3 protein-coding genes are annotated in these 13,542 nt (G+C 68.3%); all 3 read right to left on the bottom strand.

Going from position 1 to position 13,542, the window contains the following annotated elements; all coding sequences use genetic code 11:
• Window positions 1-4: 4 nt before the first annotated feature.
• The 3 genes from ACOQFL_RS17750 to ACOQFL_RS17740 are packed head-to-tail and all read right to left on the bottom strand — an operon-like array spanning window position 5 to window position 13,517.
• Complete coding sequence (locus ACOQFL_RS17750; RefSeq protein WP_435545304.1) at window positions 5-7,285, bottom strand: beta-ketoacyl synthase N-terminal-like domain-containing protein; 7,281 nt, start codon at window positions 7,283-7,285, stop codon at window positions 5-7.
• Window positions 7,286-7,299: 14 nt separating this feature from the next.
• Window positions 7,300-9,582 carry an SDR family NAD(P)-dependent oxidoreductase gene (locus ACOQFL_RS17745; RefSeq protein ID WP_435545303.1) on the bottom strand — a complete coding sequence of 761 codons (2,283 nt, stop codon included), beginning with the start codon at window positions 9,580-9,582 and terminating at the stop codon, window positions 7,300-7,302.
• Window positions 9,579-13,517: a beta-ketoacyl synthase N-terminal-like domain-containing protein gene (locus ACOQFL_RS17740; RefSeq protein ID WP_435545302.1), complete on the bottom strand. Its 3,939-nt coding sequence runs from the start codon at window positions 13,515-13,517 to the stop codon at window positions 9,579-9,581. Before ACOQFL_RS17740 ends, ACOQFL_RS17745 begins: the two co-directional genes overlap by 4 nt.
• Window positions 13,518-13,542 lie beyond the last annotated feature (25 nt).

Here is a 13,542-nt window from a genome sequence, read left to right as displayed (position 1 = left end):
GCGATCACCTCTCGGTATTCGAGTGCTCGGCGGCGGATTCGGCACGGACCTCGACGGCCACGTCATGCAGTTCGTAGATGCGCAGTCCGGGTTTCCACACGTTCGCGTCGGCGATCACCAGCAACCTCCCGTTCTCCCGGTGCACCCGTTTGACGTGCAGATCGAAGGTCATCTCGCGGTCGCCGCGGAGAATCTGTCCGCGATATTTCCAGCTCATCGCCACGTCGGTGGGGATGGCGAAGTAGGCCCCCGACATGCCGGAGGCGAGTCCGGAATCGATGACGTGGAGCTGCAGGGCCTGGATCACGGCTTCCACGCCCAACGAACCGGGCATGACCGGGTCGCGGTGAAAATGACAGCTGAAGTACCAGTCGTCCGGGTCGATCACGCGACGGCCGCGCAGGTATCCCTCCCCGAACCGTCCTCCGCCGTCGACCACGTCCACCTCGTCGACCAGCCGCAGGTGCCCGTCGTCCAGTCGCAACCCGCTCTCGGGGTCCGGCCGGAACCACTCGTCACGTGCTCGGACCGGCAATGTGCGGACCCGGCTCCCCTGCTGTTCGTCCAACCAGGGTGGAACGTAGCGACCGGCGTCGAGACCGACCTGCTGCGACAGCGCGTCGGCGGTGAAATACCCGAAGAGCGACTCGCCCTCGTAGACGAGTACGTCGTCGGCGTAGAGCCGATAGCCGAAGTTCTGCAACGTCGCTCCGGTCACGGTCTGGTGCGACAGCAGTTCGGACTCGTGCCGGATGGTCCTGCCCCGGAGGTCCATGTCGGTGACCAGTCGGGCGTTGCCGTCCAGGTTCCGGATGGACAGCTCGTCTTCCGGTGTCTCCAGCGTGGCGCCGATGTAGTACCCCAGCAGGATCGCCGCCTGCAGCGATGTCTCCATGAACACGCAGTTCGGCATCGCGGCACGCGAGTTGTCCCGGTAGTACCAGGCTTCGGGCGGGCTGTCGTACTCGGTGGCCATGGTCGAGCCGGGTGTGAGCTCTCCCCGAGTGCCGTCCAGCCGCATGATCCTGTCCACGAACTGGAAATCGCCGTTGGGGATGTGCGGCGCGCGGCGGTTGTCGTAGATCTCGAACTCGGTGCCCATCGCGGTGGCCAGATCGCCCTTGGCAGCGTGCGCGAGATGCAGTTCGTTGATGAAAGCCGCCTCACCGCGATGATTGCGCCTGCCCAGGAACTCGGGAACACCACCTCGCTCGGGGCGATAGGGCGTGCCGGGCTTCTCGCGGACCTGGATACCGAAGTCGCGCATGCTGATGATCGGTTTCTCCCCGTCGTAGACCACGATGTCGGCGATCACGGTGGGGCGCGGCAGCATGGACAACTCGGTGATCTCGGCGTGGTACCGGATTCGCGAGGTCTCCGGTGTGATCTGTCCCCGCACCTTGACCTCGGTCTCCAACCCGGGCACCGACTGGAACTCGGCATCCGGGAAGACGAGGTGCATACCCAGGTACAAGCTGTAGGTCTGCAACAGCTGGACCGCGCCTTCGGCCACCATGGATCCCGCGAGCACGGGGTCACCGGTGAAGTGGCAGCGGAAGTACCAGCCGTCGGGCTCCAGGTTCTTGACGGCGGTCAGTTCTCCGAGGGACCGCGGCCCGCCGAGACGGTCGATCAGCGGGATCTCGTCGATCATCCGCAGCATCTCGTCCGGTAGCCGCAGTGAGGGGTTGCAGCCGTCGGCGTGCTGGTCCCACTCGGGGCCGAACACCTCGCCGCGCCTGCCCTCGGTCAACAGCCGAAGATCCGCGTCGGACAGCTCCGTGCGCGGGGTCCGGGCCAACGGTTTGAACCAGGACTCGGTGAACTCGGCACGCCGCCGTCGGTCGGACTCGCCGGTCACCACACCGATGGAGTTGTCCAGCTCGGTCTTGGTGAAAAAGCCTGCGCAGGCATCGAGCAGTTCGAGGATCAGCTCGTCGTCGGCATAGCAGCGGTAGTTGAAGAAGAACAACAGCGAACCGTCGTTCCAGACGAAACGATCGATGTTGATCCGATAGCGCAACGTCTGGCCCGCGCGTGGCAGCGGACCGTGGAAGACCAGTCGGCTGTCCAACAGCCGGTAAACCCGTTCTCCCCGGTTGTGGAAGTCGATGCCCAGGTAGCTGATCAGCAGGAGATCGCACTGCCCCGCCTCGATCGTCACCGCGCAGGGGGTCAACCCGTCCACCGCGAACCAGGCGTCGTGCGGGATGTCGTACTCGGTGGTGATGGAGGACGGCTCGAACACCCCCGTCCGGCCCGCCAGCTCCGTGACCCGGCTGACGAACAGGTAGGGCGGTTCGGGCAGCCGGACACGCCGCGGGTAGGCGTCGATCTCGGCGAATCGCGAACCGAACACCTCGCCGACGGAACCGCCCGCGAATTCGAGCAGGTCGCGTTCGTCCAGGATCGGCTTGTCGACGGTGGGGGACGTCTCGGGAGCTCCGCCGCGGTCGGGAGCGGTCGGCACGGGGGTGGGCGCGCTCGGTCCGGTCCGGGCGACCGCACCGGTGTGGAAGCTCCGCTCGGCGCCGTCGTCGACGGCGGGCGGGGGCGTGTCCGGCTCCAGCTGCCGCATCGTCTCCCACAACAACGCGTCCTGGGCACGTAGTGCGGCACGGTGCGCTTCGGCGATCTGCCGCGACAGCAGACTCATGTGACTCGCCGGGACATCCGCGGCGGCACGCTGACCCGTCCGCTCAGGACTCGCGGGAGGACGAGGTTCTCCGGGCCGGGACGAAGAGGCGGGCGCCACGGCAGCGGGTGTGTCCGGCACGGGTCGGGTCCGCGCGTTCGACAGTTGCTCCCGTATCGCCGGTGGATACACGAACGGCTCACCCTCCACGAGAATCGCGTTGCCGTCCGAACCGTCGCCCTCGAAGAGCACGTCCTCGGCACCGGTGGACAGCGAGGGTGACCGGGTTGGTGAGGGGGCCTCGGTTATCGCGTCACCGCCGATGGCTCCGGTGCCCGCGGTGCCCGAAGGGGAATCCGCCGCCGGGGACATGCCGTACCTCCACGTGCTCGACTCGGAACGCACCGCCGCGCAGGCGGTGGCGACCCGGTCGACGATCGATTCGCCGCCGCAGGTCGCGCTTACGGTGAGGGCGTCGCGCGCGGATTCCGCGGACTCCGCCGGGTACAACCTCGCCAGATCGATGTCGACGCCGTGCGAGTGGAGTCGGGCCAGCAGCCTCGCCACGGAAGCACCGACCTGCTTACCCCGGTTGTCGATCGGTACGGCGAGGTGGCGCTTCTCGCGCAGGGTCTCGCCGATCCACCTGGTGCAGGTCGCGGCTGGCCCCATCTCCACGAAGTAGCGGTATCCCCGTTCGTGTGCGGTTTCGGTCAGCGCGGCGAAGTCGACCGTGTCGCGCAGGGTCCGCGCGATGCGCCAGGCGATCTCGTCCGGATCGGACACCTCGCTCGGCCCGCCGGTGTAACCGGACAACAGCTCCGTTCCGGGAGCAGGACCGTCCCCCATCGGATAGCGATTCAGATCGGCGAGCTCCGAGAGCACCGGGTCCACGAGCGAGTTGTGCATGACGTGGTTGGCAGGTGCCCTGGCCGCTTGGCAGCCGAGCCGTTCGATCAACCGCTCGCACTGCTCCGGAGCACCTGCGACGACCACTTCGGTCGGGGTGTTGACGTGGGTGAGGAACACTCGGTCGAGGCCGTGCATGCCCGCGCGCACCGATGTCGGGGCGGTCAGCAGCACCCGCGTCGTCCACACCGCGCTGTCCGGGGTCTCGTCGTCGATTCCCCAGGTTCTCCGGATCAGCCGCTTCGGCCCGCGCAGCTGGTCCCTGAAGAGCGGGGTTGCTGTCAACGCGCTGTCGTCCCGGGAGGACTCGGCCCAGACACCGGTGGCGAACAGCATGCTGCTCTCGCCGAGGCTGTAGCCGAACGCACCGTCCGGCACGATCCCCAGCTCGTCCCGCAGCAGCTGGGTGTGGAGCACCGCCAGGTTGGTGCCCAGCGCGAGCATGGTGGGGATGTCCTCGATGAGCCCGGACTCGTGCCGCATCAACTTCCCGCGCTCCACACCACCGGTCGCCCTGGGGTAGAGCGCACGCTGTTTGTAGCGCAGGCCCGGTTGCCGACAACCGCTCTCGAACCGGGCGAGCAGCCCCGGGAACAGGCGGAACAGGCCATCACCCGCCCGTGGATAGGCGGTGAAGGCACCCGGGTACACGAACGCGATCTTCCCGGTTCCGATGGGATCGGCCGTGCAGTAGCTACCGGCCGGGGTTGCCCACTCCCCTCCGGTGGTGATCACGTCCGGCAGGTCCCGTTCGGCCGCGGTCAGCTCCTTGACCAGTTCGCTGTCGTTCCGGGCGACCAGCACCGCGCGGTAGCCCCGCCGATCGGCGGCGTCGATCGCCGATCGGATCACCTGCCGTGCCGGATTCGCGGTGAGTTCGTCACGGAGCACGGCGGCCCGTCGCGCGAGCTCGGTACCGTCCCGACCGGTGATCGGCAGGATCAGCGCCTCCTCCCGCCGCTGCCAGTCGATGCTCACCTCGTCGCTGCGAACATCGGCGCCCCGCAGCAGCAGGTGGGCCACCGTCCCGGCGAGCGTTCCGGTGCGGCCGACGACGCTGAGCATCGCCCTGCGGTCGGTGTCGGTGGCGGAACGCAGCCACGGTTCGGTGCCGGTGTTTACGCACAGCGCCGACGAGTCGAGGTCCGAAACGGCGGAGGCCGCTTCCACTGCGCGTGCGCTGCTTACCGGAAGTTCGGCGAGATACATCGACACGCACACCCGCACCAGCGACAACAGCACAGCGGCGCTGCGCGTGTTCCCGGTCAGGCTCGCCGACTCGCCGAGCACGCACGTGGGGTCCCCGTCGGAAGGCCGTGGGACGAGCGAGGCGATCCCGCTGATCAGTCCGGTCAGCTCCTCGGTGCTGGAACCGACGAGTTCCACGTAATCGAGTTCGGTCCGATCGATGTCGGCCTCGGCCAGCGCCGCGCGGGCACCCGCTCTCACCGAATCCGCGCCGGGGTGCCGCTCGGTGCGCAAGTGCAGCCCGTCCACCGTCGCGTAGCGACGAGGCCACTCCTCGGCCTGCCGCTCGCGGGTCAGCAACACGGCCGCCGCACCATCGCCGTTGGGTAGCGCGGTGACGCCCGCTTCGTTCGTCAACCGGGCGTCGGCCGCGGTGTTCTCCGCGCTGGCGGCGAGATCCACCCCACCCACCAGGACCCCTTCCACCGAGGGGTCGCACAGCAGCAGCTGGGCGACCTCGATCGCCCGGGCGCCGGCCGTCTCGTCCGACGAGACCGTGAACGAGGGTCCGGTGAGGTTGCGCGAGGCCGAGATCCGGCTCGCCATGATGTTGCCGATGTAGCTGAGGACCTCGTTGGAACCGATCCGGTCGTGCACGGCACCGCGTACGGCCGCTTCGAGCGAGTCCATCTCGTCCGCACCGATATCGACACCCGCCCGTGCGCACTCGGCACGGACGTGGGCTCCGATGTCGAACCGGGCCCGGTGGCTGTGGGTGCGCGGGTCCATTTCCATGGCCACGACCACGGCGACGCGCCGGGGTGGCAGGTCGGTCGCGCTGGTTCCGGGGCCGGGGGCGTGCAGCCCCGCCTCGTCCAGTGCCTGCTCTGCCGCTTGGAAGAGCGCGAGGTGCTGCGGATTGAAGTGGCCCAGTTCGGCGGGTGGGATCCGATAGGTCGAGGCGGCGACCTCCAGGGAGGCCATGTAGCCCTGTTCCACCGGCACGGCGGCCGGGGAGTCGGAGATCGCATCCGAGCCGTACCAGCGTGGCTCGGGCAGCTCCCGCAGCAGGTTCGCACCGTGGTGCAAGGCGCGGTGCAGTTCGGTCGGCGAGGTGGCCGCAGCGGCCCGAGCTCCCAGCCCCACCACGGTCACGGCCTCGGCGTGCTGCGTGCGGTCGGGCGAAGTGGACGACCGACCGTCGTGCGCGTCGAGCAGCAGGTGCGCGTTGGTACCGCCGAAGCCGAACGCCGACACGCCGATCCGACTCGGCCCGGTCGCCCCCGCGGGATTCCCGGTCTCGTCGTGGACCACTCGGGCGGCGGCGCCCTCACCCCCCTCGGGGGTTCGGACCTCGTCGAGTCCCGGCAACGGCGGCACGACTCCCTCACGCAGCATCAGTACCGCTTTGAGCATGCTGCTGAATCCCGCCACCGTGAGCAGGTGCCCGATGTTGCCCTTTACCGAGCCGAGCCACGGAACGCGCTCCCCGAAGAAGGCCGAGATGCCACGCAGTTCGGTGGCGTCGCCCAGTGGAGTTCCGGTGGCGTGGCACTCGATGTAGTCCACCGAATCCGGCGACACGTCGCGGTAGGCGTGTTCGTAGGCCCCGATCTGACCGGTTTCGCTCGGGCTCAGCAGGTGCTTGCCCGCGCCGTCGTTGGTCAGACCGATCGAGGAGACGACGGCATGGATTCGGTCGCCGTCCCGTTCGGCGTCGGCCAGGCGTTTGAGCACCAGGATACCGGCGCCCTGACCGGTAAGAATACCGTTGGAACCGGCGTCGAACGGCACGCTGCGGCCGTCCTCGGGGTAGGCGCCGAGGTCGGAGAACGACAGATGGATCAGCAACGGATCGGGAGCGCAGACCGCACCCGCCAGCATCACGTCGGCCTTTCCGGTGCCGAGGTAGTCCCGGGCCAGTGAAACGCCGTAGAGCGCGGACGAGCAGGCCGCGTCGAGTGCCAGCGTCGGGCCGCCGAGACCGAAGGCCGAGCCGACGACGGTGGCGGGTAGCCCGGAGGGCCGCAGATTCTCCGCCGCCACACCGTGTCCGGTGGGTTCACCGCCAGGCACGGGAATATCGGCCCTGCGCATCCCCTCGTCGACCATCGAGCGCACCAGTGGCACACAGAGCTCCACACTGGACTTGGTGGGGAACGAGTAGTTGCCGAGCACCAGGCCGGTGCGTGCGAGCCGCTCGTCAGCCTCCGCCATACCGGCGTCGGCGAGGGCGGCCCGCACGGTGTGCAGCGGCCAGCGAACCACGTCGTCGAGCTCCCGCAGCCGTTGTTCCGGGATGCCCAGGCCGTCGAGGTCGATGTCGGGTTCGGTGACGAATCCGCCTCGTGTGGTGGTGATCCGGTGTTCCTCGTCGCCCCACCCGCCGGGAATCTCGGGGCCGGTGCCGAAGGTCTCGGTGCCGCCCTCGACCCGGAAGTCCGACCCGGACGCGATCGTTCGCCAGAACTGTTCGGGAGTGTTGGCACCGGGTAGCAGACAGGCCGTGCCGACGACGGCCAGTTCCTGCCCGGTATTGGCTTGTCCGGACATCGCATCGCTCCGCGTCACTGGGAGAACTTCCCTTCGAGCTCCGCGTTCGTGACCAGCTCCACGTCACGGAATCGCAGCAGGACACGCCCGGCCGGTTCGACAGCCGTGACGGTGCAGCGGTAACAACCGGCCGCTTGTTCGGCATGGGACACCGTGATCAGGAAATCCGAGTCGTCGGGCAGTTCGGAGAACCGCTCGACCGAACCGATCCCGGTGGGCAGACTCGCCACTCCGTGCTGCTTCCGGACACGCACCAGTGCGGCCTGGAGCAACAGATCGGCGAGCACGGGACTGTAGTCGTGAGCCCCGCAGGCGCCCCGCGCGAGATCGTGATCACGCATCCGACAGCGCAGCACCAGTTCGTCCGCGTCGCCCCCGATCCACTCGACACCGCGCAACAGCGGGCCGTGGAACAGTGTGCCGTCCTCGTAGACCTCGGCGGCGGAAAGCGCGGAAACGTCCACAGGGTCCAGGACGGCATCACCCGACGTGGGCGGACCGGTGTCCAGTTTCACCCGGTAGCGGGGCCTGCCGTGCGGATCCAGGGCCGTGACGACGTAATCGGTGGAGTCGTCCGGTTCCACCCGGAAATCCAGGTGTCCCGGTGCGGAACCGTCGAACGTGATGCCCTTGAAAACCTTGAACTCGTGGGGCCGTGCGCTCTCGATCCCCAGGTCGTGCCCGATCCGCAGCATCGCACCGAGAGCGGCGGTCGCGGGCAGTACCGGTGTGTCCCCGACGACGTGATCGGTGATCACTGGCGAGTGAACCACCGCTTCGAGGCCTCGCCGCACGGTCAAGCCCCGCTCGGGAAGAGCCGGGGACGCTTCGGAGAGCGGGGTGTTCGGCCCCACGACGACAACGGTGTCGTCACCGCGTTCGGGGGAGAACTGTTCCGCGAACAGCGCGGCACCGGTTTCCCGCTGAATCAGTGGCACGCCCCGTTCGGCGAACATTCGTTCCAGTTCGGGAGTGACCATGCCGCCCGCCCACGCTCCCCAGTTGACGGAGGTGACGGCCAGCTCCGGGGAGTCGTGCTTCAACGACCAGGCGATGCGGTTGAGCGCCTCGTTGGCCATCGCGTAGTCGGACTGCCCCCGGTTGCCGAAGAACCCGGCCACCGAGGAGAACAGCACGACGTGTCGCAGCCTGTCCCGCTCGACGGCGGCGAGCAGGTTGTCGAGGCCGACCAGTTTCGCGTCCAGTACGCGGCGGACTTCCCGTTCGTCCTTGTCGGCGATCAGCCTGTCTGTCAACACTCCCGCCCCGTGCACGATCCCGGTGATCCGTTGGGCGTGCGGACGCAGCACCCGAGCGGTCTCGGCGGCGTCGGTGGCGTCCACCGCGAGATACTCGGCCCTGCTACCGGAGGCACGAAGCTCTTCCAGCGTCTCCCGGATCTCGCGCTGCGCACGTATCCGGTTGGCGGATTCGTCCACTGCTCGGGGCGTGGGTTTGTCACCACGACTCCTGATGTCGGCCGCCGCGGCTTCCTTCAGCCGTTCGTCCGGCGCGGAACGGGCCCACTCGGGCTCCTCCTCCAGCGGGGTGCGCCCCAGCAACAGCAGTCCCGGGCGGTGGAGGCGTGCGAGTTCGGTGACACACGTCGCGGTGACTCCCCGCCCTCCGCCGGTTACCACGAGCAGGTCGTCCGGGCCGGGTTCGCTCATCTCGGAGCGCACGGCGGCCGGGGGTTGTTCGCCGAGTCGGACCGTCCAGCGGCCGTCCTCGTCGATCCCGACCTGTGGCGATCCGACCTCGGCGGCGTTCAGTTCCGCGAGCACCGCCGAAGCCGCCTCCCGCTCGTCGAGCCGCGGCGAGATGTCCAGGCTCCTGCAGAACAGTTCCGGAGCCTCGATGTCGAGGGTCTTGACCAACCCCGGAAGTCCACCGAGCACGGCATTCGAGCGGTCGGCCGTGCCGCCGGTGCCCAATCGGCCGTCCAACCTGGTGACGGTGAGGAACGCGCCACGTCCCTCGGCACCCGCACGGAGCGGCCCCTGCGTGTTCCTGGCCAGCAGGAGAGCGTCCGCGAGCCCGCGCAGCGCCCGCTCGGTGTCGTCGGAGGCGGGGTCGTACACGGCTATCACCGCGTCCAGCTCCGAATCCTCCGGCGGCTGTTGGCCGTGGTGCACTGTCCAGCCGTACCGCCGCAGCGCGGTTTCGAGCTCGTGCCGCAGCGGGCAGTCCTCACCCGCCAGCAGCGCGACCGGTCGTTGCCGGAAAGCGCCGATCAGCTCGGCTGGAGGTGGCAGCGCGACCAGGTGTGGATGGGTGCGCCCGATCCCGGGCGTCACGCTTTTGGGAGGGCCTCGGCCACCTCCTCGGTGGTTCCGGCCAGGAAACCGACGATGTCGTCGAGCGTGTTCAACTCGGCCAACCGCTCCGGAGAAACAGCGGGCGCATCCGGAAAACGCTCACGCAGCGCACCCATGATCTCCACCCGCTTGATCGAGTCGATCCCCAGATCCGCCTCGACATGCATCCCCGAATCCAACATGTCGCTCGGATAACCGGTCTTGTCGGACACGATCGCCAACAACGCCTCACGCACCGTCCCGACATCCAAACCCGACGAGACAACCTCCGAAACACCCTCAACGGCGGACACACCGGCGGCGGGCTCCTCCGGAACGGGGCTCCCCACCACGGGGCTATCCGCCACGGCCGTCCCGACGGCGGGACGGGGTTCGCCGACGGCTCGACCGTTCCGCTCGTCCGCGCCGTTGACCGCGGGTCCGTCGCCGTTCACCGCCGGACCGGAGAAGGCGGTAAGGGCCTGCCGTTCCGTAGCGGCCGTTTCCGGGCCACCGAGTCGGGCGAAGCCGGCGTGCGGATCAGTCGGCTCCGAAGGCCCCACAGCGGTAACGGACGAACCGTCGGGGTCGGCGACCGGTGCCTGCGGTGTGGCTCCAGCGGCGAGATGCGCGAAGCTGCGCAACACCTCGCTGGCGTGCACGTGACTGCGACCGATGGCGAGGCTGTGGTTGGTGACGGCGTTGATGCCGTCCACCACGTGCTGGTCCGGACCGCCCTCGGAAGCGCGCTCGCCGAGCAGCTCACTGAGCCGTTCGGCGATTCTGAGCTGACTGTTGAGATACTCACCGTGCATCGAGAGATGGTCGGAAGCCATCGAACCGATCGAGCCTTCGGTCCCACCGGAATCGTTTCGCATGCCGACACTTCCTCCTTGCGGTTGGCGATACACGGTTTCGTTCCCCTGTTCGTGGTAAGCGGTGCCGGAGCCCGGCCGCTCCGCGAGCGGTTCGGGTCGCGCGGAGTCGTCACCGGCCGAGTGGGCGACGAGTTGTTGGGGCTCGGCACGGACGACGGGGGAGACATCGGGCCGGACGTCCCGGTCGTGCGGGAGGTCCTGAGCGGTCGGTGGCGTTATCCGGTAACCGTTGTTCAGCGCCTCGCGGTACTCGGCCCGACGCCGTTCGGAAACATGGTTCACACCGTTCAGCGGAATGTTCATCCCGGTGGGAGCCGGAGCGGGTTCGCTCCGCGCGGTGAAGTCGTTGAAACCCCGCAACGGGATGCCCAGCACCGCGAGCCGTGCCGCGAGCTGCTTGAGCGAGTAGTCGGAGTCCGAGTTCGGACCGGCGTCGGCGCTGAGCACGACGACGTCCGCGCGATCGGCGAGAACGGAGCGCACAAGACCGCTGAGCACGGATTTCGGGCCGAACTCGACGAAAGTCCGGAACCCTTGCGAGTACATCTGCTCGATCCGCTCACGGAAGTCGACCGGGTTGATCAACTGGTCCACGAGCACGGAGCGGTTGCTGTCGACGTCCTCGCCGTACTCGGCGCCACGCGTGTTCGCGTAGACCGGTATCCCGGGTGCGGAGACATCACTGCTCAGGACCGTCTCGCGGAAGCGTTCCACGGCGTGCTCCACACAGGACGTGTGGAAGGCCGCGGCCACGGGGAGCAGCTGTGCCCCGATCCCCTCCGTGCGGCACCGTTCGACGAAGGCCTCGACAGCGGCGGTCTTCCCGCCGACGACGACTTGATCGTGACTGTTGTCGTTGCACAACGTCACATCGGGGTGAGAACCCAGCAGCTCCTCCACCCGGTCACGCCCGACCCGAATCGCGGCCAGCGTTCCGGGGTCCTCGTCCGGGTCGGCGCGCTCGGCCATGGCCCCGCCTCGCTGATGGGCGAGATGGTGGAACGTCTCCTCCGAGAGGCTGCCCGCGCACCAAAGGGCGGTGAGCTCACCGAAGCTGTGCCCGATCGCGCCGTCGGCGGTGAATCCCAGGTGCCGCAGGTAGTTGTACTGCCCCACCGACAACGCACCGATCGCGGGCTGCGCGTTGTCCGTGCGCCGCAGCGTCTCCTGCTGCCGTTCGGCGGTGGCCTTGTCGAAGGCGGGCGGCGGGAACACCGCCCCACTCAGCGGAGCGGCGGCGTCCCCCGCCGTGCTCGCGGCGTCGAACCCGGCACGGACGGGGGGAAGACAGATCGCGGCCCGCTCCCCCATACCGACGTACTGGCTGCCCTGACCGGCGAACAACGCCGCCACTCTGCCGGGGTCCCCGCCCTCCGAGCGGAAATGCACACCGTTGGGCAACGGCCCCGGCTCGCCTTGCGAACCGGAGCACAGCTTATCGGCCACGTCTTGCCGGAGCTCGTCGAGCTCATCCTGGGTTCGGGCGACGATCGCCACCCTGGCGTCGGTGCTCGGAATCTCCCCGTCGGGATCGTCCGGAGCCGCGTCCTCCAGCAGCGAATCGGCGAGTTCAGCGGTCGAGGCGGCGTGCCAGAAGTGAACCCGGCAGGCCGGGTGAAGCACCGCGAGATCGTCCGCGTCGGGAGTGTGCTCTTCGAGAACGCAGTGGAAATTGGTCCCGCCGAACCCGAACGAGGAGACCCCGGCACGACGGCGTTCGCGTTCGGGCTCCAACACCCACGGGCGGGTACGGCCGCTGACGTAGAACGGCGAGTTCTCGAAATCGGCGTCCGCACGGGGGGTTTCCACGTTGATGGTGGGCGGCAGCACCTTGTGGTGCAGCGCCAGCGACGTCTTGATCAGTCCGGCCGCCCCGGCCGCGGCCTTGGTGTGGCCGATCTGGGACTTGACGCTGCCGACGGCCGCGAACTGGGAACGTTCACCGCCGGAGAAGAGCCTGCCCAGCGCCGTGAGCTCCGTGAGGTCCCCCACCGCGGTGCCGGTGCCGTGGCACTCCAGCAGCCCGACCTTCTCCGGACCGAACCCGGCGTCGGTATAGGCGCGGTTCAGCGCGGTGACCTGCCCGTCCTCGCGAGGGGCGTAGATGCTCTTGAACCGGCCGTCACTGGAGGAGCCGATCCCGCGCAGCACACTGTAGATGCGGTCCCCGTCGCGCTCCGCGTCGTCGAGACGTTTCAGCGCGAGCATCCCCATGCCCTCGCCGATGAGCGTGCCGTCGGAGGAGTCGTCGAACGGACGGATGTGGTCGGTCTTGGACAGTGCGGGCGTCTTGGAGAAGCACAGATACATCAGGATGGTGTTCTCCGCGTCGCACCCACCGGTGACCATCATGTCCGCACGCCCGGAGACCAGCTCGTCCACGGCCATGCGTACGGCCGCGAGCGAGCTGGCACAGGCGGCGTCGATGGTGCAGTTGGTTCCGCCCAGATCGAAACGGTTCGTGATACGCCCCGCGACCACATTGCCGAGCATTCCCGGAAAGGAGTTCTCCTCCCAGGGCGCGAACGCCTTGGTGAACTTGTCCGCGATCTCCTCGGCGGCGGTGTCGTCGAGTCCGCAGCTACGCACCACTTCCTTGAGGACGGGGGTCTGTAGCCTCGTCGCCAGCGGTTGGGTCAGCGAGTTCGCCCCGGTGATACCGAGAACGACCCCGGTCCGATCCTTGTGCTCCCGGGACATGTCGGCGGCACCGGCGTCGTGCAGTGTCTGCTTGGCCACCACCAGGCTAAGCAGCTGCAACACGTCGGTGACTTCGAGCGTGTTGGGTGGCAACCCGAACTCCATCGGGTTGAACGGCACCGTCGGGATGAATCCGCCGCGCTTGCTGTAGGTCTTGTCCGGCGCGGTCGGATCGGGATCGTAGTAATCGGCGATACTCCAGTGACTCTCGGGAACCTCCTCGATGCAGTCCCGTGCCTCGACGACGTTGCTCCAGAATTCGCGTAGGTCTCCCGAACGCGGGTACAGCGCGCCTAGTCCGACAATCGCGATCGGCGTGTCGCCGAGCCGTGTGCTCGCGTGCTCGTCCTGTCGCATGTTGCTTCCCAGCGGTAGACGGGCG

Source organism: Actinopolyspora sabaoui (assembly GCF_051225635.1).
Classification (GTDB): Bacteria; Actinomycetota; Actinomycetes; order Mycobacteriales; family Pseudonocardiaceae; genus Actinopolyspora.
This window is presented reverse-complemented; position numbering and strand designations above follow the sequence as displayed.